This is a genomic window from Poritiphilus flavus (genome assembly GCF_009901585.1).
Lineage (GTDB): Bacteria > Bacteroidota > Bacteroidia > Flavobacteriales > Flavobacteriaceae > Poritiphilus > Poritiphilus flavus.
In genome coordinates this window covers 373249-395325 of record NZ_WXYO01000002.1, presented here as the reverse complement: position 1 = coordinate 395325, position 22077 = coordinate 373249, and the positions used below count along the sequence as shown (strand labels likewise).

23 protein-coding genes are annotated in these 22077 nt (G+C 44.5%); 13 read left to right on the top strand and 10 right to left on the bottom strand.

All coding sequences use genetic code 11. From position 1 onward, the window contains the following. The first annotated feature begins 8 nt into the window (after positions 1-8). The 3 genes from GTQ38_RS05265 to GTQ38_RS05255 are packed head-to-tail and all read left to right on the top strand — an operon-like array spanning position 9 to position 1333. Positions 9-380 (top strand): four helix bundle protein, encoded by a 372-nt coding sequence (locus GTQ38_RS05265; protein ID WP_161434432.1) that lies wholly within the window; start codon positions 9-11, stop codon positions 378-380. A 7-nt stretch (positions 381-387) separates the two neighbouring features. Further along, entirely contained in the window at positions 388-1020 is a 633-nt protein-coding gene (locus tag GTQ38_RS05260; protein WP_161434431.1) for a WbqC family protein, read from the top strand. Next, positions 1013-1333: a DUF6122 family protein gene (locus tag GTQ38_RS05255; RefSeq protein WP_161434430.1), complete on the top strand. Its 321-nt coding sequence runs from the start codon at positions 1013-1015 to the stop codon at positions 1331-1333. Before GTQ38_RS05260 ends, GTQ38_RS05255 begins: the two co-directional genes overlap by 8 nt. Before the next feature lie 11 nt (positions 1334-1344). Here the strand turns inward: GTQ38_RS05255 and GTQ38_RS05250 are convergent, their stop codons facing one another. The 6 genes from GTQ38_RS05250 to GTQ38_RS05225 form a co-directional block, all read right to left on the bottom strand. Then, positions 1345-2220, bottom strand: coding sequence for a rhomboid family intramembrane serine protease (locus GTQ38_RS05250; protein ID WP_161434429.1), 876 nt, complete (start codon positions 2218-2220; stop codon positions 1345-1347). After that, positions 2221-2967, bottom strand: coding sequence for a rhomboid family intramembrane serine protease (locus GTQ38_RS05245; protein WP_161434428.1), 747 nt, complete (start codon positions 2965-2967; stop codon positions 2221-2223). Then, positions 2968-4815 (bottom strand): DNA mismatch repair endonuclease MutL, encoded by a 1848-nt coding sequence (mutL, locus tag GTQ38_RS05240; protein ID WP_161434427.1) that lies wholly within the window; start codon positions 4813-4815, stop codon positions 2968-2970. Next, the gene (locus GTQ38_RS05235; protein ID WP_161434426.1) at positions 4815-5105 is read right to left on the bottom strand and encodes a riboflavin synthase subunit beta; all 291 of its coding nucleotides are present in this window, start codon (positions 5103-5105) and stop codon (positions 4815-4817) included. The genes mutL and GTQ38_RS05235 overlap by 1 nt, the downstream gene beginning before the upstream one ends. Positions 5106-5779: 674 nt before the next feature. After that, positions 5780-6265: a 6,7-dimethyl-8-ribityllumazine synthase gene (gene ribH, locus GTQ38_RS05230; protein WP_161434425.1), complete on the bottom strand. Its 486-nt coding sequence runs from the start codon at positions 6263-6265 to the stop codon at positions 5780-5782. After that, positions 6266-7033, bottom strand: coding sequence for a tetratricopeptide repeat protein (locus GTQ38_RS05225; protein ID WP_161434424.1), 768 nt, complete (start codon positions 7031-7033; stop codon positions 6266-6268). It abuts the gene before it with no gap. 113 nt (positions 7034-7146) lie between these two features. Here GTQ38_RS05225 and recF point away from each other — a divergent pair, with 113 nt between their 5' ends. The 3 genes from recF to GTQ38_RS05210 are packed head-to-tail and all read left to right on the top strand — an operon-like array spanning position 7147 to position 8938. Further along, complete coding sequence (recF, locus tag GTQ38_RS05220) at positions 7147-8226, top strand: DNA replication/repair protein RecF (RefSeq protein ID WP_161434423.1); 1080 nt, start codon at positions 7147-7149, stop codon at positions 8224-8226. Next, entirely contained in the window at positions 8223-8642 is a 420-nt protein-coding gene (locus GTQ38_RS05215; protein ID WP_161434422.1) for a hypothetical protein, read from the top strand. Before recF ends, GTQ38_RS05215 begins: the two co-directional genes overlap by 4 nt. Beyond that, positions 8642-8938, top strand: coding sequence for a DUF721 domain-containing protein (locus tag GTQ38_RS05210; protein WP_161434421.1), 297 nt, complete (start codon positions 8642-8644; stop codon positions 8936-8938). The genes GTQ38_RS05215 and GTQ38_RS05210 overlap by 1 nt, the downstream gene beginning before the upstream one ends. Positions 8939-8989: 51 nt before the next feature. Here GTQ38_RS05210 and GTQ38_RS05205 read toward each other — a convergent pair whose 3' ends face one another. Together GTQ38_RS05205 and GTQ38_RS05200 are read right to left on the bottom strand one after the other, a co-directional pair. Next, complete coding sequence (locus tag GTQ38_RS05205; RefSeq protein ID WP_161434420.1) at positions 8990-9409, bottom strand: nucleoside-diphosphate kinase; 420 nt, start codon at positions 9407-9409, stop codon at positions 8990-8992. A 49-nt stretch (positions 9410-9458) separates the two neighbouring features. Next, the gene (locus GTQ38_RS05200; protein ID WP_161434419.1) at positions 9459-10487 is read right to left on the bottom strand and encodes an alkaline phosphatase D family protein; all 1029 of its coding nucleotides are present in this window, start codon (positions 10485-10487) and stop codon (positions 9459-9461) included. Between the two features lie 77 nt (positions 10488-10564). Between GTQ38_RS05200 and GTQ38_RS05195 the strand changes: the two genes are divergently transcribed. Genes GTQ38_RS05195 through GTQ38_RS05185 form a run of 3 tightly spaced genes read left to right on the top strand, consistent with a single transcriptional unit; the run spans position 10565 to position 13315 of the window. Then, entirely contained in the window at positions 10565-11581 is a 1017-nt protein-coding gene (locus tag GTQ38_RS05195) for a DHH family phosphoesterase (RefSeq protein ID WP_161434418.1), read from the top strand. Continuing rightward, positions 11578-12135, top strand: a complete 558-nt coding sequence (gldI, locus tag GTQ38_RS05190) for a gliding motility-associated peptidyl-prolyl isomerase GldI (RefSeq protein ID WP_161434417.1) — start codon at positions 11578-11580, stop codon at positions 12133-12135. The genes GTQ38_RS05195 and gldI overlap by 4 nt, the downstream gene beginning before the upstream one ends. A 10-nt stretch (positions 12136-12145) precedes the next feature. Continuing rightward, positions 12146-13315, top strand: a complete 1170-nt coding sequence (locus GTQ38_RS05185) for a peptidylprolyl isomerase (protein WP_161434416.1) — start codon at positions 12146-12148, stop codon at positions 13313-13315. Positions 13316-13396: 81 nt separating this feature from the next. Here the strand turns inward: GTQ38_RS05185 and GTQ38_RS05180 are convergent, their stop codons facing one another. Beyond that, positions 13397-14863 carry an aminoacyl-histidine dipeptidase gene (locus GTQ38_RS05180; protein ID WP_161434415.1) on the bottom strand — a complete coding sequence of 489 codons (1467 nt, stop codon included), beginning with the start codon at positions 14861-14863 and terminating at the stop codon, positions 13397-13399. 71 nt (positions 14864-14934) lie between these two features. On the opposite strand from GTQ38_RS05180, the gene GTQ38_RS05175 reads away from it, so the two are divergent. From GTQ38_RS05175 to GTQ38_RS05165, 3 genes are all read left to right on the top strand, one after another. Then, entirely contained in the window at positions 14935-16002 is a 1068-nt protein-coding gene (locus GTQ38_RS05175; protein ID WP_161434414.1) for a DUF3810 domain-containing protein, read from the top strand. A 79-nt stretch (positions 16003-16081) separates the two neighbouring features. Further along, positions 16082-19036 (top strand): amidohydrolase family protein, encoded by a 2955-nt coding sequence (locus GTQ38_RS05170; protein WP_161434413.1) that lies wholly within the window; start codon positions 16082-16084, stop codon positions 19034-19036. A gap of 12 nt (positions 19037-19048) precedes the next feature. Further along, on the top strand, positions 19049-20335 hold the full coding sequence (locus tag GTQ38_RS05165) for an amidohydrolase family protein (RefSeq protein ID WP_161434412.1): 1287 nt from the start codon (positions 19049-19051) through the stop codon (positions 20333-20335). 39 nt (positions 20336-20374) lie between these two features. Here the strand turns inward: GTQ38_RS05165 and GTQ38_RS05160 are convergent, their stop codons facing one another. Beyond that, positions 20375-21181 (bottom strand): DUF6503 family protein, encoded by an 807-nt coding sequence (locus tag GTQ38_RS05160; protein WP_161434411.1) that lies wholly within the window; start codon positions 21179-21181, stop codon positions 20375-20377. 74 nt (positions 21182-21255) lie between these two features. Here GTQ38_RS05160 and GTQ38_RS05155 point away from each other — a divergent pair, with 74 nt between their 5' ends. Beyond that, positions 21256-22068, top strand: coding sequence for a TrmH family RNA methyltransferase (locus GTQ38_RS05155; protein WP_161434410.1), 813 nt, complete (start codon positions 21256-21258; stop codon positions 22066-22068). Positions 22069-22077: the final 9 nt, after the last annotated feature.

Genomic DNA, 22077 nt, shown 5'->3' with positions numbered 1-22077 from the left:
TTGCTTGTATGTTTAAATTTGCCTTTGAAAAACTGGACGTTTGGAAAGAATCCAAAGAATTCACCAAAGATATTTACAATATCACTGCTACCTTACCAGATTATGAGAAATACGGTTTGATGTCCCAATTGAGAAGAGCATCTGTTTCCATCTGTTCAAATATCGCAGAGGGAACAACAAGACTTTCAAATAAAGAAAAGGCGCATTTCACCTCCATCTCATTCGGTTCAGCCGTCGAAGTATTGAACCAACTAATTCTATGCAATGAACTAGGTTTTATTTCTAAAGAGAACTACGACTTGTTGAGAAGTAAGCTGGAAAGTATCACAAATAAATTGAATTCTCTTAGAAACTATCAAATAAACAAATCCACAAATTAACCGACCATTGCAAGTACTTCTACATCCGGTTTACTTTCCAAGTGTTTTTACTTTTGGAGTGATCTTAAAGCAAAAGCTTATCTGGGAGGTATGGGATAATTACCAGAAACAGACCTACAGGAACCGATGTTATATTGCCACGGATCAGGGTAGGCATCTGCTTTCCATCCCGATCAAACATGTAGGTGGGGAACAGGGAAGGCAACTCACCAAAGATGTGCGCCTGGAAAATGCCTACAGTTGGCAAAGACAACACTGGCGAACCCTTCAAACGGCATATAGAACGTCTCCTTTTTTTGAATTCTACGAAGATGATCTGGCACCCTTATACCATCAGGAGTATACCTATCTGTTAGATTTCAACCTTAAGACCATAGAAACCATCTGCGAATGTATAGGAATGGACATGCCCTTTGAAAAATCTGTAGGCTACGTGGCAGAGCCGGATGATGTTCAGGATGGACGCTTTTTGGTCAATGCCAAAAAAGAGATCGCCTTCGAGCAGCAGGAATATATTCAAGTGTTTTCAGACAGACACGGTTTTGTGAAAAACCTGAGTATCCTGGACCTGCTCTTTAATGAGGGCACCTCAAGCCTGGATTATCTTGAGAACCTGACAATTGATCTTAACAATGCTTAGGTTTTTAATACACTACGGAATACATTTCGGGCTGCCTTTTGCGATAGGATTCCTTTTTTTCAAAGAAGGTAGATGGCGGGTAATCGGCATTCTTCTGGCCGGAATTCTGATAGATCTGGATCACCTGCTGGCTTCTCCAATTTACGATGCCACCCGTTGCAGTATTGGTTTCCACCCTCTCCATACCTATTGGGCGATGGCCTTTTATATGCTGCTGCTTCTATTCCGTAAATCCCGTCTGATCGGGTTCGCCTTGTTACTGCACCTGCTTGCAGATGCCTTTGATTGTTATCTCCTGGATTTAGGTTGGTAGGACGCGGACTCTTAGTCTTCTTTGCCCGCCTTGAAAAGAAAGTCCTTTTCCGCCTTTGACAGGCTTTCGTAGCCGGATTTGCTGATCTTATCCAGAATAGCATCAATCTTTCGCTGACGACTTTCTTTATCGTAATCCACTGGCGATCCTTTGGTACCTGCTTTTTTGCGATAGACTGTTTTTAACGGAGCCTTTTTTTCCTTTTTCTTGAAAAGGTCTGCAAAACCGTCAAGCAATTTCGAGAAGCCCGCACCAATATCTCTTCCCTGCAACAATTGACGGGCGTACACATAACCTAAGACGGCTCCCCCGAGATGGGCGAGGTGGCCGCCTGCGTTCTGTCCGCCTGGGATCTGAATAAGATCGACCAGAATAAAAAAGGCGCCGATATACCAAAGCTTTACATTAAAGAAAAAGACCCGTACCTCCTGGTTGGGAATATAGGCACAGATAAAGATCAGAACCGCCGTAACTCCCGCAGAGGCCCCCACCAGGGCTGAATTGCGCCCTAAAAAGGCCGGAAATACATTGTAGCTCAGCAAGAACAGTAATCCCCCAAAGATCACCCCCAAAAAGTAAACGTTGATCAACTTTCTGGGGCCAAACAGGTTCAGGAAGATGCGGGCAGAAAAATAGAGCATAAACATATTCCAGAACAAATGCCAAAACCCCGCATGAAAAAATGAGTAGGTAACTATGGACCAGGGTTGAGAAATAAAAGCGAAAAGGTCCTTGGGCAGTTCAAACCATTGTGACAGGCTATTCTTGGGCAAATCCAACAAAAAGGGAATGATCCCATCGAGTATGAACACCACAAGGTTAATTACGATCAGCTTTTCAGCGATACTTAAACGCGCAAATTGATATTTTAAATTTCCTGAGGTCATTTAAAGGTCCCAACGATTCTTGTTAAACTGATTTTTTTTCCAGTACCACATCATAATAAAGCCGAACAAGGCCCCACCAATATGGGCAAAATGGGCTATTCCACTTCCAAAAATAGAATATCCTGTAACTCCTGAAAAAAGATCCAGGCCTATCAGTACAGGTATAAAGAATTTTGCCTTTATGGGCACTGGTAGAAAGATAAGGAAAAGTTCACTGTTCGGATAAGACATTCCAAAGGCCACTAAAATGCCATAAATAGCCCCGGAAGCACCTACGGCAGGAGTACTATAAGCACTGAGGAAATTGTCGATAACACTCCTTGGAGCTATATTATACCAGTCCGGGCTGTATTTCCCGGCAGCTATGATCTCTATGAGCTGAGATTCACCCATGCCTGCGTTTACCAATGCCTCAAGTCCCTGGTTAAAATAGTAATAATTCACCCCTGTATGTATCAGCGCGGCACCCAATCCTGCTGAAAAATAGAAGAAGAGAAACTTATTACGACCCCACATCCTTTCCAAAGGCGTACCAAATGCCCATAAAGCGTACATATTAAAGAGAATATGCATAAAGCCGCCATGCATAAACATATGCGATACGATCTGCCAAAAAGCGAAGTTTTCGTTTTTGGGGAACCAAAGCGAAAACCATTGATACATCTGATCCCCATAAATACTTGTAGCTACGAAAAAGAGTATGTTAATGATCAGAAGGTGCTTAATAGCATCGGTAAGTCTACCCATTTAAATAAATTTTTTATCGATATCGCTTTCAGGGATGGTAACGAATATCGGTTTGTTAAACGGACTGACCTTTGATTCCTTACAACCAAAGAGGTCATTTACCAGGGCTAACTGGGAGTTATTGTCTAAAAGTTCTCCCGTTTTCACCGCCAGGGTTTTGGCAAGGGTTTTACAGAGGATATCAGATTGCGAAAAACCGCTTTCGTTTATCCCATCCTGCCAGTCCGAAATAAGCTGATCCAGGACGATCCCTATCTCACTTTCAGGCACCATTGGTGGTACTCCGCTGATACGAACGTCCTCACCCTCTACCGTATCAAAAATAAAGCCGAGCTGAGAAAGTGGCTCTCTGATCTCGTTGATAACGCTTATTTCTGGTTTTGAGAACGAAAGGACTAAGGGAAATAGCAATTGTTGGCTTACTGTCTCTTTCACCGTTATACTTCTAAGGAATCTCTCGTATAACACCCTCTGATGCGCACGTCCCTGATCAATGATTAGCAAGCCCGATTTAATGGTGGTCAGGATATATTTTCTCCTGATCTGCAATGTGGTAACAGCGGATTCGCTCAGATCAGTATCGGCTTCAAAAAGTGCTGTGGAAGAAGGGTCAGATTCAAATTGAACACTGCTAAAAGCCTGTTCCTTTTGTCCGGACTCCAACCCAACATACATATTCTCCCAACCCTTAGCACTTTTCTTTTCTCTGAATGCTGCTGATTGGAAAGAACTGCTGTCAGTTTTAAAGGGATTAAATCCGGCATCTACGCTTACCCGGGGTTGACTTGCCTGTTTGTCCTTGAAGGCATAAGGGGTATCAAGATTCTGATCTCTTTCAAAATCGAGGACAGGAGATACGCTGAATTGGCCCAGGCTGTGCTTTACGGTTGCCCGTAAAATGGCGTACAGGCTATGTTCATCATTGAATTTGATCTCGGTTTTTGTCGGATGGATGTTGATATCAATAGAGGATGGATCCACTTCAAGAAACAGGAAATATCCCGGAAAGGTATCCGGTTTTATCAGCCCTTCAAAAGCAGCGACCACCGCATGATGCAGGTAGGGGCTTTTAATAAATCGATTGTTGACAAAGAAGAATTGCTCTCCCCTGCTCTTCTTTGCGAATTGTGGTTTGCAGATGTAACCGCCGATCCTGGCGACCTGGGTCTCCTCCTCAACCGGAACCAGCTTTTCGTCCATACGCACCCCAAATATATTGACAATCCGACGTCTCTGTTTGACTTTCGGCAGGTTGAACAATTCATTACCATTATGGTAAAAATGGAGTTGAACCCCTGGATGAGCCAATGCCACCCGGTGAAATTCATCGGTGATATGACGAAGCTCCACCTGGTCTGACTTCAGGAAATTCCGTCTCGCCGGAATATTAAAAAAAAGGTTTTTTACAGCTATCGAGGTTCCTTCCGGACTACTACATACTTCCTGAGACAATACTTTGCTTCCGGCTATCTTTAGGGCCGTTCCCAATTCTTCTTCATGAGGCCGCGTTTGCATTTCTACATGGGCAATGGCCGCGATGGATGCCAGTGCTTCTCCCCTGAATCCCTTGGTGTTTAGACTAAAAAGGTCTTCTGCATTCCTGATCTTAGAAGTCGCGTGGCGCTCAAAACTCAGACGGGCATCTGTAGTGCTCATCCCAATGCCGTCGTCTACCACCTGGATCAGGGTTTTCCCCCCGTCCTTGACGATTAATTTGATACAGCCCGCATTGGCGTCTATGGCATTCTCCAAAAGTTCCTTAACTACGGAAGCAGGCCGTTGAACGACCTCTCCTGCAGCAATTTGGTTGGCCACATGATCTGGCAAAAGTTGAATAATATCCGCCATTAGCGACTAAAGAATATGGATATGTCAAAATCTATTATGTAGAGAAATATCAGGATGAGTATGGCGATGATAATGATCATACGCAACTTCAGATAGGGGTCTCCTTTTACTCTCATATCGGCCATGGCATTATTGAACCTGCCTTTAATCCCACCTTGAGAGCCGACCGTAGTCCTGTATTTATCCAATTTATGCCCTATTTTATAAGGATTGCCCTCTCCCTTATCGTCATAATAACGGGGCGAATATTTGAATTTTTTGTTCTTACGTAATTTTGTGAATCTTCCCATGGTGGTATACCTTCAAAGGTACTTAAAATCAAAAAAAGTGCCGAAGTATACTTGCCAAAAAATGTTAACAGTAAGGTTCGTCAGTTGATAGTTGACCGTTGATAGTCTGTGCTCAGCATATAGCGCAAAGCGTAAGATCGATATATGATGTACGATATTAGATGTACGATGTTAGATGTACGATATTGGCCCTTTAACGTAATTGGGAAATAATTCAGGAATTCGTCTTAACAGCCAACAGTCCAATAGTCTAACCATCCAACCTTCTAAATTCCCCCATTTTCAAATTTTCAAATTGCCGCATTTTTATTAGTTGATGGTTGTCCGTTGATAGTCGGCGATTGGCGATTAGCGCAAAGCATAAGACCAATATATGATGTACGATATTAGATATACGATATTGGCCCTTTAACGTAATTGGGAAATAATTCAGGAATTCGTCTTAACAGCCAACAGTCTAATAGTCTAACCATCCAATCGTCCAACCACCTAACCCTCTACCATCTGACTCTCCAACCATCTAACTCTCCAAACATCTAACCATCCAACTGTCTAACCATCCAACTGTCTAACCATCCAACTGTCTAACAATCCAACATTTACAATTCAACACCAATCCATTGAACTTGGTCTTGAACTTAAACTTGATCTTAATCTTGGACGTATACTTGTAATTACTCCTTCCCCAGCGAAGCCATTTTAATAGCGGCAATAGCAGCTTCCGTACCCTTATTGCCATGTTTGCCTCCGCTACGGGCTCTGGCCTGTTCCAGGGTATCGTCAGTTAATACACAAAAAATAACAGGGGTATCCATCTGTACGTTCAGATCTTTGATACCCTGAGCGGAAGCACTGCAAACGAAGTCAAAGTGAGAAGTTTCTCCGCGAATAACACTTCCTACGGCAATTACGGCGTCCACTTCCTCCTGAACTATCATCTTCTTACACCCGAATGTCAGCTCAAAACTTCCGGGAACATCCCATCGGATAATACTTTCCGGAAGCGCCCCACAATCTATAAGGGTGTCATGAGCGGCTTTTGCGAGACTTTCAGTGATCTCAACATTCCACTCAGAAACAACAATCCCAAACCGAAATTGATTCGCGTTTGGGATCGTGGTCTTATCGTAAACCGATAAATTTTTATTTGAAGTAGCCATTTAGGTTCCACTTTTGGCCATACCAATAAAAGCATCTATGGTGTTGGCTTCCTGGGAGGATGAAAATTCATCCTTGATTCGCTGAAAATAAGTAAGCGCCTTATCTTTCTGATCCAGTTCCATCGCGGTTACCCCAGCTTTGTAAAGGTATTTAGGAGTGGTGTACTCATTGGTGTCATGGGAAATCGCATTTTCATAATACCCCAGTGCATCCGCCGGTTGTCCGAGCTGCATAAAAGCATCGCCGATACCTCCCTTGGCGAGTGCGCCAAGTATGGCATCATCAGAGTTGTAATTCTCCAAATGACTGATAGCTTCCTGGTATTGCTGCATATTCAGATAGGCCATCCCAGCAGAATAACTGGCCAGGTTGGCAGCTTTTGTTCCCTTATATTCATCGATAATATCCAGAAAACCATATTTCCCTTCTGCCCCGTTCAGTGCCAGATTGAATAGGGAATCCCTTTCTGCAGGATTGTTCAGGGCACGGTCAAAATACTGTTGAGGATAGAACATTTCATTGGCGGCATTGGCCTCTTTGGGGGCCTGAATAAACTGGTTATAGGCGAGATATCCTAAAACCGCAACCGCAATAACCCCGATTACTCCAAGAATGTAATTCTGATTTTTGGCGACCCACTGCTCTGAGCGCGAAGCACTCTCATCCAAGGTACTAAAAACCTCAGCCGTGGTACTTTTCTGCGCATCTAGATCGCGTTCCTCAGCTTTGTTTTTTGGTTTGTAGCCCCTCTTTTTATATGTTGCCATCTTATTTAAATTGATCGCGCAAAAATAAAGTTTTTATCTAAAATGAAAAGGGTATTTATTCGTTAATTTTCGATATTTTGCACCTCTTCTAGCCTTCAACTAATTCTGCAAGCATGTTTCTTAAGAATTTGGCACTTGTCAATTACAAGAATTTTGATTCCCGAAACTTTGAGTTCGATTCAAAGATCAACTGTCTTGTGGGAGACAACGGAAAAGGCAAAACCAATGTACTCGATGCCATTTATCACCTCGCTTTTGGCAAGAGCTATTTCAACCCGGTTACCTCGCAGAATGTCCGACATGGTGAAGATTTTTTCCTCATCGACGGAACCTTCGATAAAGAGGGCAAGGAAGAAAAGATCGTCTGCAGTTTCAAGCGGGGATCTAAAAAAGTGGTCAATCGAAATGGGAAGGCCTACGAACGTATAATGGACCATATTGGGCTGATACCGCTTGTAATCATATCACCATCAGACCGCGATCTGATACTGGAGGGCAGTGATACCAGGAGAAAATTCATGGACGGGGTAATATCTCAGTCGAATAAGTCCTACCTGCAGGCACTCTTAAATTACAACAAGGTACTTTCTCAAAGAAACTCTCTGCTTAAGTACTTCGCGGCTAACCAGACTTTTGATCCCACAACCCTCAGTGTTTATAACGATCAGTTGCAGGAATACGGCAGCTACATACACCAGGAACGCCAGGGTTTTATTGAAGCATTCATCCCCATTTTCCAGGAGCAATACAATCGAATAACCGGGGGACAGGAACTTGTGGGATTAAAATATCAGAGTCATCTTTCAAAAAACGATCTGAGCACCCTGCTGGAACAAAATCTGGATAAGGACAGGCAATTGCAATATACCAGCGTAGGCGTTCACAAGGACGACCTTAATTTTGAGATCACCGGCTATCCGATTAAAAAATTTGGCAGTCAGGGTCAGCAGAAATCCTTCTTGATCGCCTTAAAATTCGGGCAGTTTCACTTCCTGAGAAATCAGGTCAAAACCACCCCAATACTGCTTCTGGATGACATTTTTGATAAACTGGATGAAAACAGGGTAGCCCACATCATCCAACTGGTAGACGATTCCAAATTCGGGCAGATATTTATCAGTGACACACACCCGGACCGAACCGAGCGTATCGTTAAATCCATACACCAAACCTTTGAACTGTTCAATTTATGAGACTTTCACTCTTTTGGTTATGTATTTCCATATTGCTGATAAGCTGCAGGTCTCCACTTAAACAGGAAGATCTCGTGCATTTAAACGGGTATTGGGAGATAGACAGGGTGGAGTTCCCGGACGGCGCTGAAAAGAATTATGGAAGCAACACCACACTGGATTATATAAAAATCGAAGGGTTTGAAGGATTTAGAAAAAAGGCCTATCCAAAAATAGATGGCACATTCCAGGTGACCGACGATGCTGAACTTTTTAAGATCAGCCAGATGGAGAGCGAATTCTACATGAATTATCAAAACGAACTGAGTCAATGGCAGGAATTGTTAAAGGATGTATCTCGGGATCGTTTTTCTGTTGTAAATGAAGAAAATATTACCTACTATTATAAGAGGTACGAACCCATTTCGTTAGAGTGATGCTAAAGCGAAGAAAAAACAATCTTTCCCTGGGTGAAGCCTTGAGTGAATTCATCTCGGAGAATAAGTTACAACAGGGAATGGATAAGGTAGATGCCAGGTTGGCCTGGGAGAACCTTATGGGAAATGGTGTTGCCAATTACACCACCGGAGTGGAACTCCAGGGAAGTACGCTCTATGTCTCCCTCTCTTCTTCCGTGCTGAGGGAAGAGCTGAGTCTCGGTAAATCCAAGATCATTAAAATGCTCAATGATGAATTGGGCAAAGAGCTGATCCGGAAAATAATACTGCGGTAAATAAAAAGAGCTACCTGATGGTAGCTCTCCTTCATATCTTTAATAGGTTTCTTAGTAAACTTCCCTTCCGGAAAAGTGAAAAGCACCTTCAATTGCAGCGTTCTCATCGCTGTCTGAACCGTGAATGGCATTCTCTCCTATATCTTTCGCGTAGAGCTTTCTGATAGTTCCCTCGGCCGCCTCAACTGGATTGGTAGCCCCTATGAGGGCACGGAAATCCTCCACCGCGTTGTCTTTTTCAAGTATTGCTGATACGATGGGGCCCCTGGTCATGAATTCTACCAGTTCTCCAAAGAACGGACGCTCTTTGTGGATGGCATAAAACTCCCGGGCATCTCTTCGGCTCATCTGGGTATATTTCATGGCTACGATCTTGAATCCGGCAGCTGTTATTTTTTCGAGAATAGCTCCAATATGGCCGTTCTCTACCGCATCCGGTTTAATCATCGTAAAGGTTCTGTTTCCTGTCATTCTTAAAAATTTTGGGCAAAAATACACTTTCTTCCCACAACCAGCAAGATTAATACGTCTGTCGTATTTCCTGGTAAATTACACCCTCGTCCCCAACCATCTGCATCCGGACTTCATTCTTGGAAAAGTTGAAACGCAACAAGCCAAAACTCTTCTCGGATATTACATTTCCGATGCGGTAAGGATTGGCCTCCCCATCGAAATCCGAATAGGGGTGTGTAAGTCCACTGCTGGTAAAATCGATCAAGGGATAGGGTAATCCATCCAACTTGGTTTTGGAGAATTCTGAAATATGCCGGTCTCCGGAGACGATCACAGTATTAGCTGCCCCTGTTTTAAGCAATAGCTGCTTTAAGCGCTCTGTTTCATGTGGAAAATTACCCCAGCACTCAAATCCGTGCTGATCTGATAGGAACTGTATACTACTGACCAAGAGGTTAAAGTCTGCCTCAGAACTCTGCAATTCGGCTTCCAACCAACTCCACTGTTGCTCCCCCAGCAAAGTGCCTTCGCCATATGGCCCGGGCTGAAACCGTTTTCCCTCTTCGGTCGCATCGGTTAGCGAGCTGCGAAAATAGCGTGTATCCAAAACCAGTATTTTAACCATTCCCAGCCTTGTACCGATCTGATGCGCGGCATAGACCCCTTGCCTTGAACGCCTGGGGCTGTTCTGCGGAACGGCTAAAAAATCCAGAAAGGCCTGTTGGCTCTCTGCCTTTTTATCGAATTCTAGGCCGGCGTCGTTCAGACCGTAATCGTGATCATCCCAGGTACCGATTACCGGGACTTCACGCTTTAGCTTTCTATACCCGCGAACTTTGTCCTGTTTGGCGTACATATTCCTCATGACCTCCATATCCGAAGTATCGGCGTATATATTGTCTCCTCCCCATATCCATAGGTCCGGTTTGGCTTTTAGGACATCGTCCCACAATTGATTTTCCAGATCGTGCTTGTTACAGGAGCCGAAAGCTATGGTGACATCCCACTGAACCTCCGTTTCCTCAGCCGGTTTTTTATTGGAGGTACAGGCGCTAATAAGCAATAACAACAGTGGAATGGCGGCCAATCGAAACATAATAATGTGGATTTTCAAATCATAAAAATAGACTTTTATGATATAAGACTATGTTATTAAATTGTATCTTTGAGCGCATGAATTTAGAGGATGTTAAGGTCGTAAAGACACTTCTTACCGAACCCAAAGAAATAGTGATCATACCCCACAAAAACCCGGATGGCGATGCCATGGGTTCCTGTCTTGGACTGTATCACTTCCTTGTAAATTCAGGTCACCACGCCAGGGTTATTGCGCCGAATGATTATCCAAAATTTTTGAAGTGGTTACCGGGTAACGAATCCGTTATTATCTTTGAGAAAGACGAAAAAAAAGCCGTCCGACATCTAAAAAAGGCAGAAATCATCTTTACACTAGACTTCAATCATTTTGATCGTACCGGTCAAATGAAATCGCATTTGGAATCTGCTACTACGGATTTCGTCATGATAGACCACCATCAGGAACCGCAGGAATACGCCAGAGTGACCTATTCGGATACCAATATGAGTTCTACCTGCGAGATGGTTTTTAATTTTCTGGAGGTCCTTGGTGCTGCAGATCAGATATCAGAAGATATAGCCAACTGTCTCTATACCGGTATCATGACGGATACGGGCTCCTTCAAATACGCTTCTACCACCAGTCGCACCCATCAGGTTGTCGCCAAACTCATAGATTGTGGAGCTCAAAATACAGAGATACATCGCAGGATATACGACAATAACAGTCCGGACCGCCTGAGGTTACTTGGTCGTGCATTAAAAAATATGGTCATACTGGAAAAGTTCCGGACGGCTTACATCACCCTGGAGCAGCATGAGTTAGATGAGCATAATTTCAAAAAAGGAGATACTGAAGGATTCGTGAACTACGGTCTTACCCTTGAAGGAATTCACTTTGCTGCCATCTTTATAGAAAACCGGGAAGAAGGCATTATTAAGATCTCTTTCCGCTCAGTGGGTGACTTCTCTGTAAATGAGTTTGCGAGATCCCATTTTAACGGCGGAGGGCATACCAATGCGGCCGGTGGGCGTAGCGAAGACGACATGAAAGGCACTATTGCGTATTTCGAATCGTTATTAAAGGGTTACGAACTTAATCTAAACGCATGAAGACCCTGAGCTATTTCATCCTTTTCGCTTTCCTTCTCTCCTGTGCCGGGCCGGAACCCCGAAAACCCATAAAAGTACAAAGCGGCAGTTTTTACAAGGAATCCGTTGAACGAAATAAGAAGTTACTTGCGGAGGAAGAGCAGTTGATCCGGGAAATTATTACAAGGGACAGCCTGCATCAATACATTTCCTCAGCCAGCGGCTCCTGGTACTACTACGATAATAAGGTGGAAGGCGAAGGTATTTTGCCGGAGCCGGATGACCTGGTGACCCTTAGCTACGATATTCGTAATCTACAGAATGATACGATCTATAAAGCTGACGAAATTGGGGTGATCACTTACAAAGTGGACAAACAGGAACTGTTTCCGGGGTTGCGCAACGCGGTAAAACTACTTAAAGAAAATGAGGTCGCTACATTTCTTGTCCCTTCTTCACTGGGATACGGATACCATGGAGACGACAAGAGGATCGGAATCAATGTCCCCCTGAAAACGACCATAAGCATTTTGAAAATAGAAAAACAACAGAAAAAAGATAAAACAGTAAATTAAAAGACAGACCATGAAGAAAATCGCTTTTGCAACACTTGCCCTTTTTCTCATCCTAGCAGGTTGTAAATCAAGTAAGTATACAGACTTAGGAGATGGCCTTTTCGCTGATATTCAGACAGATATGGGAGATATTATTGTGAAACTAGAGCATGTGCAGGCTCCCGTAACCGTAGCGAATTTTGTTTCCCTGGCCGAAGGAACCAATCCTTTTGTGAGTGAACAGTACAAGGAAAAAAGGTATTACGATGGGGTGGTTTTCCACAGGGTGATCAAAGATTTCATGATACAGGGAGGCGATCCTACCGCTACAGGTAGTGGAAACCCCGGATATCGTTTTAAAGATGAATTGAGCGATTCCCTAAGGCATTCCAAAAAGGGTATTCTTTCTATGGCCAATTCAGGTGTTGCTACCAATGGCAGCCAATTCTTTATTACGCATAAAGCCACTCCCTTCTTAGACGGATACGATGAGAACGGTTTCTTAAAGCCATGTGGTAACCCACGGGTTAGTTGCCATGCGGTTTTTGGAGAGGTGGTTAAGGGCCTGGAAATTGTAGATTCCATTGCAACGGTTCCGACCAACGAAAGGGACCGTCCGATAAGCGATGTGGTCATGAATAAAGTGGAGATCATACGCAACGGCAAGGAAGCCAAGGCCTTTGATGCCCCTAAAGTGATGTCCGATTACTTTGCCGAAGAAGAAGCCCGCGTAGCAGAAATGAAAAAAATGCAGGCTGATTTCGCCACCGAACTTTCCGGTCAGAAGGAAGCGGCCACTACCCTACCTTCAGGACTTAAGATCCACAGCATGCAGAAGGGCCAGGGAGATCAACCCAAAGTTGGGCAGAAGGTGCTGGTGCACTATGCCGGTTGGTTAGCAGACGGTACTTTGTTTGATACCAGCCAGAAAGAAATTGCCGAGAAGTTCGGAAAGTTTGCCGAGATCAACGATATGCATCGTGGTGATTTCTCTCCTTCTCCAATGGATTACAGTCCGGATTCCAGATTGATAGCTGGGTTCAAAGAAGGTTTATTGACGATGAAAGTGGGCGATAAGATCCGTTTGTTCATCCCGCCGCATCTTGGATATGGCGCCCAGGGAGGCGGACCAATTCCTCCTAATGCAGACCTGGTCTTCGATCTTGAGGTTGTTGGTATCGCCAATAGCGGTCAGGAATAGCACTAATCGCTAGCGTACAGATCCATACCGTTCAACCCTGGCATCATGGCAGGGGAGATAAAAGATCTTGAACAGTAAAGTTTAGTCCTGGTTTTTAGGGGTGTTTTCCAACACTGCTTTCAGGAATTTCCAGAATTTTTGAACTGAGGGTATACTTAATCGTTCATCAGGCGAATGAGCTCCTTCTATGGTGGGCCCTATACTGATCATATCCATTTCCGGGTAGTGCTGCCCCAGTATGCCACATTCCAGACCGGCATGGCAGGCAACAACCCGGGGTTCCTCCTGAAACAAGGTTTTGTATTGACTGCTAAGCACCTTCAATATTTCAGAATCCGGATTTGGGCGCCAACCGGGATAGCTTCCACTGAACTTTACCGCATAACCCGCAAGTTCAAAAACAGCCTTAAGCGTATTGGCAAGGTCTGCCTTGGACGATTCCACGGAAGACCTGGTAAGGCAGGATATAGTGATCTTTCCATCCCCAACCAGCACTCTGGCGATGTTGTTTGAGCTTTCCACAAGGCCTGCTATGGATGTACTCATAGTGTAAACACCATTCCAGGCGGCATAAATAGCCCTTAGTATCCTTTGCTGGTCTTCAGGGTCCATAACCTTACCCGGAAGCTCGGTGGGAGTAATAGTAATTTCCAGGGCCGGGTCTACCTCGGCAAATTCAACCTTCAGGGTATTTATCCACTGCTCCATAGCAATTTTGAAGTCCTGTTCTTTATCCGAACTCACTACCAGAGTGGCAAAACTCTCTCTGGGAATAGCGTTTCGCAGACCTCCGCCATCAATTTCAGCCAATTGGATCCCAAATGAAGTAGTAGCCTCAAACAGTATTCTGTTCATGATCTTATTTGCATTTCCAAGGCCTCGGTGTATATCCATCCCACTATGCCCTCCGTTAAGACCTTTAACAGAAATATTGTATGCTCTAGCATTATCCATTACCGCGTGCTTTTTATAAACACCATTTGCAGTTACATCCAATCCTCCCGCACAGCCTATGTCAATCTCATCATCTTCTTCCGTATCGAGGTTTAAAAGGATTTGTCCCTGCAATACTCCGGCTTCCAGGCCCATGGCTCCGGTCATCCCGGTCTCCTCATCTATAGTAAAGAGCGCTTCTACAGGTGGGTGAGGTATGCTATCACTTTCAAGAATTGCCATGATGGCGGCAACCCCAAGGCCGTTATCCGCACCAAGCGTAGTTCCTTCGGCTATTACCCAATCTTCACTAATGAGCATTCGGATCCCTTCTTTTTCAAAATCGAAATTGGTTCCTGAATTCTTTTGATGGACCATATCCAGATGAGACTGTATGGTGACGGTCTTCCTATCTTCCATCCCAAGGGTTGCAGGCTTTCTGATAATGACATTTCCTACCTTGTCCTTAAAGGTGTCCAAACCCAGTTTCTCTCCAAAATCCAGCATAAACTGAATTACTTTTCCCTCTTTTTTTGAGGGCCTTGGCACAGCATTCAGGTCTGCAAATCGATTCCAAACGGCGGAAGGCTCCAATTGTCTGATGGCTTCACTCATAGTTTAAATCATATGCCCCAAAAATACAGATTGATCTCTTATGGAACCAGATAATAACTATTTTTGAAGGCATGAATGATAAGCTCAAGAACGGCATAGCGCTTTCCCTTATTCCCCAAATCGTGCTGGTAAAGATTCTCGCGAGCTTTCCGGAATTCATAGAAAAGTATTACAGTCAGGGATTTTATCCTCTGGTCTCCAGACTATTTCGGACCTTATTGGGATGGATCCCTTTTTCAGTGGGCGATCTGATCTATGCCCTGCTTATAATTCTGGCCATTCGATACCTCTATAGAAACTGGCGTCAAATAGGTAAAAAGCCCAAAGTCTTTGTTCGGGATGTTTTTATGGTGCTCTCCATCGTCTACCTGACTTTTCATATCAACTGGGGTTTTAATTATTACCGGCTTCCATTGTCCAAATCCCTTGAATTAACTGAAAAGCACGATTTTAAACAACTCGTGGACTTCACTGAAACCCTCATTCAGGCTTCTAACCAGATCCATGTGAAGATCAATTCAGATAGCACCAGAAAGATTGATATCCCCTATTCTCAAAAAGAGATCTTTAAAAAAACCATAGCTGGATTTGATGCACTTCAGGAACAATGGCCTACGCTAGCCTACGATTCTCCCTGTGCCAAGACCTCATTGTTCAGTACCATGCTGAGTTATATGGGTTATGGTGGATATCTGAATCCCTTCACCAATGAAGCCCAGGTAAACGGCCGTCTTCCGAATTTCAGGTTTCCCGTGGTTGCAGGGCACGAAATTGGGCATCAGATAGGGTATGCGGCTGAGAACGAGACCAACTTTATAGGATACCTGGTGACTTTAAATAATGATGATGTTTATTTCCAATACACGGCCCTTACTTATGCCCTGGGCTATTGTCTTTCTGATATCCGTAGGAAGGACAAGAAACAATTTGAAGAGCTCTACGGCAAGGTGAACAAAGGCATACAATTGGAGTTCCAGGCCATGAATGAGTTTTGGAAGGCTTTTGAAAACCCTCTGGAACCGGTTTTCAAGAGCATTTTTAATACGTATTTAAAGGCAAACAATCAGGAAGATGGTCTTAAGAGCTACAGTAGGGTGGTGACCCTGCTGGTAACCTATCACCAAGACCATCCCTTATAGTGTTAAAAAAACAAAATAGGCCGATAAATCCTGAGACTTCGCTTATTTTTAAAACGACTAATTAACTAATTCACTACAGATGAAAATGAGACTTGTTCTCCTCACCTTCCTATGGTGTGGTGCTTCACTGCTTGCTCAAGACTACTTTCCGGACAACGATGGAGTTAAAGCCAAAAACAACAATTACACAGCCTTTACAAATGCCAGGATAAATGTAACACCAAGCCAGGTGATTGCTAATGGTACACTCCTGATACAGCATGGAAAGGTGGTGCAGGCCGGAACCTCAGTGGCTATTCCCGAGAATACCGTTATGATCGACTTAAACGGCAAATCCATATACCCCTCGTTCATTGATGTATTTTCTGATTTTGGAGTAGCACAGCCGAAGAAAGCTAAATCACAGGGAAGATCAACCCAATATAACCCGACCCGGGAGGGATTTTATTGGAATGACCATATCACTCCGGAGAATAACGCTATCGCGAAATTCAAGTACGACGATAAAAAAGCAGAGGAACTGCGAAAAGTCGGATTTGGAGTGGTGAATTCTCATATAAGGGATGGAATTGCCCGGGGCACCGGCGTGCTGGTAGCTTTAAATGCTACGGGAGATGATGCCGACCGCATTCTGGACGATCGCTCGGCCCAATTTTTTTCCTTCAAAAAGAGCATAGCGAAAAGGCAGTCCTATCCTACTTCACTAATGGGGGCCATGGCCTTACTACGGCAAATGTATTCAGATGCGGATTGGTATGACAAAGGAAATTCCGATACCAAGGACCGCTCCCTGGAGGCCCTGATCTCTAATCGTAGCCTCCCTCAGATCTTTGCGGCAGGAGATAAAGGCAATGTGCTTCGCGCTGATAAAATTGGGGATGCCCAGGGAATTCAATACGCCATTTTGGGAGGAGGAGATGAGTACGAAGCTGCAGACGCGATCAAAAATACCAATGCTGTTTTGATTCTACCCCTTAACTTTCCGGACGCCTACGATGTTTCCGATCCGTACGAGGCGAATTATGTCTCACTTGCAGATATGAGGCATTGGAACCAGGCACCTGCCAATCCTAAAGTCCTTGCAGACAAGGGGATTGATTTCTCTTTTACGCTTCATCAGTTAAAAACCCCTTCTAAATTCAAAGCGAGCCTGATCAAGGCAGTGAAGTACGGCCTTCCTAAGGAAAAAGCTTTGGCGGCACTGACCACCACACCCGCCAGTATACTGGGAAAATCCGATAAAATTGGCACTTTAAAGCCTGGCAGTTACGCGAATTTTCTCATTACCTCCGGGGATATATTTGACCGCAAGACCACCTTATATGAAAACTGGGTGCAGGGTCAGATAAATGTGATCAGTGATAAAGATCAGAAGGACATTCGGGGAGAGTATGACCTGATAGCCGGCGGAATGACCTATTCCCTTTCCATTAGCGGAGAACCGGGGAAATTAAAATCAGAAGTCAAACAAGATACCAACAAACTCAAATCCAAGATAGCTTACAAGAATGATTGGCTTGAACTCTCCTTTGAAACAGATAAAGGAGAGAAACGCTACAGAATGAGTGGCAGAACCTATGAGTCTACTGAAAATCTTTCCGGAAGGTTGATCCTTCCCAATGGGAACGGATCCACCTTTAAAGCGATCAAAACCGGCGCTTTGGCAGATAAAAAGTCCGAAAGCGCGGAAAAGGACCAAAAACCTGAAGTAGTTCCGGTTACCTTTCCCAATGTCGGGTACGGTTATACCAGCAAACCCAGGTCGGAGACCCTGCTTTTCCGGAACGCCACGGTCTGGACCGGAGCGGATGCGGGAATTATGGAAAATACGGATGTGCTGGTAAGAGACGGAAAGATATCGAAGATAGGCAAGGATCTAAATTCCTCCAGAGCAAAGGTCATTGATGCCACTGGAAAGCACCTGACCGCGGGTATCATCGATGAGCACAGTCATATTGCAGGTCTGGCGATTAATGAAGCAGGTCATAACTCCTCGGCGGAAGTTAAAATGACAGATGTTGTAGACCATGAAGACATGGACATTTACCGCAATCTGGCCGGAGGGGTTACGACGATCCAATTGCTTCACGGATCAGCCAATCCAATTGGAGGACAGTCCGCGATCTTGCGGCTGAAATGGAGTGAGAGCGCGGATGATATGATCTTTCCCAATTCACCAAAATTCATCAAATTCGCTCTGGGTGAAAACGTTAAGCAGAGTAACTGGCAGAGTTTTGCCCGTTTTCCACAGACACGAATGGGGGTAGAACAGGTTTTTATCAACTATTTCCAGCGCGCTAAAGAATATGAGGCCCTTAAAAACAGCGGAAAACCTTACAGAGCTGACGAAGAACTGGAAGCGATCAGTGAGATCCTGAAAGGTGAACGCTTTATAAGCTGCCACTCTTATGTTCAAAGCGAAATAAATATGTTGATGAAGGTGGCGGAAAAATTCGATTTCACGGTAAACACCTTTACCCATATCCTGGAAGGCTATAAGGTGGCGGATAAAATGGCGGAACACGGTGTTGGGGGATCTACCTTTAGCGACTGGTGGGCCTATAAATTTGAGGTAAACGACGCCATACCCTACAATGCGGCCATAATGGCACAGCAGGGTGTGACCGTAGCAATTAACAGCGATGACGCCGAAATGTCCAGGAGACTGAATCAGGAGGCGGCCAAGACTATTAAATACGGCGGAATGAGCCAGGAAGAAGCTTGGAAAACCGTTACCATCAACCCGGCTAAGTTGCTGCACATTGATGATCGCGTGGGCAGTATTGAAATAGGCAAAGACGCGGATCTTGTATTATGGAACAAGCATCCGATGTCTGTTTACGCCAAAGCGGAAAAAACCCTGATAGAGGGCGCCGTTTATTTTGACCTCGAGAAGGACAGTCAATTACGGGAAAGTATCAAAAAAGAGCGAAACAAGCTCATCAACCTAATGCTCAAGGAAAAGGAGTCGGGAGGAAAGACCCAAACTCCCAGACAGAACAAAAAAGAAAGATTTCACTGCGATAGCTTATAAATTCAAATAAGGATGAAAAATATACTAAGCCTTTTTCTGGCAGCCCTGTTTTTACAGTTTTCTGCCTTTTCTCAGCAAACACCAGGCAAAGTACAGTCTGAACCCATTTCCATTACAGCTGCCACTATACACCTGGGAGACGGAAACGTAATGGAAAACGGGACTGTGGTATTCGAGGCCGGTCTTATCACCGCCCTTGGTACGAATGTGGAGACCAAAGGTCAGATCATCAATGCGGAAGGCAAACACCTTTACCCTGGTTTTATAGCTCCGGGGAAATCCCTGGGTCTCATTGAAGTAAATGCGGTACGCGCCAGCAACGATCAGGACGAAATCGGAAACATTATTCCCCATATAAGAAGCATTATAGCATATAATGCGGAGTCTAAAGTTGTAGAGAGTATGCGGCCGAATGGCGTATTGTTATCACAGATAACACCTAAAGGCGGCCGGATTTCAGGAACCTCATCAATCGTTCAATTTGATGCGTGGAACTGGGAAGACGCCGTGATCAAGGAGGACGACGGTATACATCTCAATTGGCCCGGGACCTTTCGAAGAGGGCGTTGGTGGCTTGGAGAACCCAGAGGGTATCAACCCAACAAAGACTATAAAAAGCAGGTTGAAGAAGTGGAAGTTTTTCTGCAAAATGCACTGGCATACGGAAAGGCGAAAGCAACAGAGATAAACCCTGCTTATGCTGCCGCTCAGGGCTTGTTTGAAGGATCCAAAAAACTCTTTATCTATGCCCAGGGTGAGAAAGAGATCATTGATGCCATAACGCTGATTAAGCAATCAGGTGTTAAGGAATTGGTATTGGTTGGTGGCTATGAGGCCTATAAGCTTACTGAATTCTTAAAAGAACACAACATTCCGGTTCTCGTTAACCATACGCATCGCCTTCCGGTCTTTGATGACGATGATTACGACCTGCCCTACAAACTACCAAAATTGCTTGTGGAAGCTGGGCTTCTGGTAGGCCTGCAGAATGCCAGTTCTTCGAACTTCCAAACCCGGAATCTTCCTTTTTATGCCGGACAGGTTGCTGGTCAGGGTCTGGATAAAGAGATAGCCTTGCAATTGATCAGCGGGAATACCGCTAAAATATTGGGTATTGACGATCTTTATGGCACCCTCGCTGTCGGCAAAAGTGCGACCTTGTTTGTCTCAGAAGGTGATGCCCTAGATATGCGTGGGAATCAACTCATCCACGCTTTCATTGATGGCCGGAAGATCTCCCTGGAAACCCACCAGACTGAACTGTGGAAAAGGTATTCGGAAAAATACGCCGGAGAATAGACCAGGCAGGTATTAACCGTATATTTCTAGCTATCCGACCTATTTTGTCCCACGCTCTCGGACCCTGGCTCCTTCAGGCATGGCATAGAATGCATCAGGTCTGGCATTTTTTTCCAGGCTTGCATTTTCAAAGGGAACAGGGCTCCTCGCATCCTTGATCTCCCGTCCTTCGTAATTGTACCATGTAATAGAGGCGGGAAGACTAACTTCACCGACTGTATTCCAGTTGTTGTAGCGGATCCACTTGACGTTTTCTGATTTTTCCCCGGTGCGATAGGTCACCGTATATCCCAACCAGGCCATTTGATTGGTGTCCGGATCGTAGTGAATATAGTATTCGTCCTTAGGTGAGGTGCCTATTCCGGTTTCATAGCTGATGGCGATACCAGGATAGTTTTTGCCTTCAAATACCAAATCTTCCGTCTCCCCGTACACAATCCCGTCATCCGCAAGCACAAAGGGCATTGCGTAGAAGTAGAACATCAGGTTATGATAAAATACCGGATCTCCGCCATACACTTCGTCAGGGTCTAAAGACCAAACCTGTTTCCCATCAAAACCCATAGAATAAGCAGGGGTGTCAATCCTGTCCTTACGGTTGTAAAGATCAACAGTATGTGTTTCACTGTTTTCATCCTTGGGCATTTCGTAGGCCAGGGTGCGGTAAGACCTCCATGTTTCCAGAGACCCATGGGCATTAAATACTTTTTGTAATTCCGCAGGGAATTTTTTCTCCATTTTCTTCATGGACAATTCCTGTGGCTGAGATTCAGATTTAGTCTCCTTAGGTGCCTCCTTACAGGCAAATAGCCCTAAAAAAGCGAGGAATAAGACATTTTTTTTCATGATTCCGGATTTAATTACTGGGGCTTTGTCGAACTTTTTATCCAATATTTACGGATTGCCCTACATTTGTGCCTATGCACAAAAGCAAATATATTGAAAGCCTGCAGAATCCGCTGATCAAAAAACTAGTACTTCTAAAAGAGAAGCATAGAGGAAGGAAAAAGTCAGGCCTTTTTGTGTTGGAAGGTACCCGGGAATTTCAAATGGCCCTAAACAGCGGATATAAGATGTATACGGTGCTTTTCTACTCCGGTATTGTTGAAGAAAACAGGGTTTTGCAGTACCTGGACGGCCTTGCCCACCTGCCAGATCTGGTGGAAGTTTCCAAAGAAGTATATCAGCGAATTGCCTATAGGGAAAAGACGGAAGGGATAGTCGCCATAGCTGAATCCAAAATCCACGGCCTTGAGGAATTGAAATTTGAAAATAAGAACCCGCTTATCCTGATAGCGGAGTCTCCGGAGAAACCGGGAAACCTGGGAGCAATGCTCAGGACCGCCGACGCGGCAAAGCTGGATGCGGTGATCCTCGCAGACCCTAAGGGAGACCTGTACAACCCCAATGTAATCCGCTCAAGTGTAGGATGCATTTTTACCGTCCAGATTGGCATGGCATCCTCTAAGGAAGTCATCCGGTATTTAAAAGAAAAAAAGATAGGCATATACGCTGCGGCTCTTAGTGCGTCCATTCCCTATCACCAGGTAGATTTTACAGGGCCTTCGGCTATTGCAGTTGGTACTGAGTCTACCGGACTAACAGCAACCTGGCTGCAAAACGCGGATCAAAATATTATCATCCCTATGCAGGGGGAAATAGATTCTATGAATGTCTCTGTTTCAGCGGCAATAATTATCTTTGAGGCCAAAAGGCAAAGAGCCTTTAAGTAGCGCCAAATC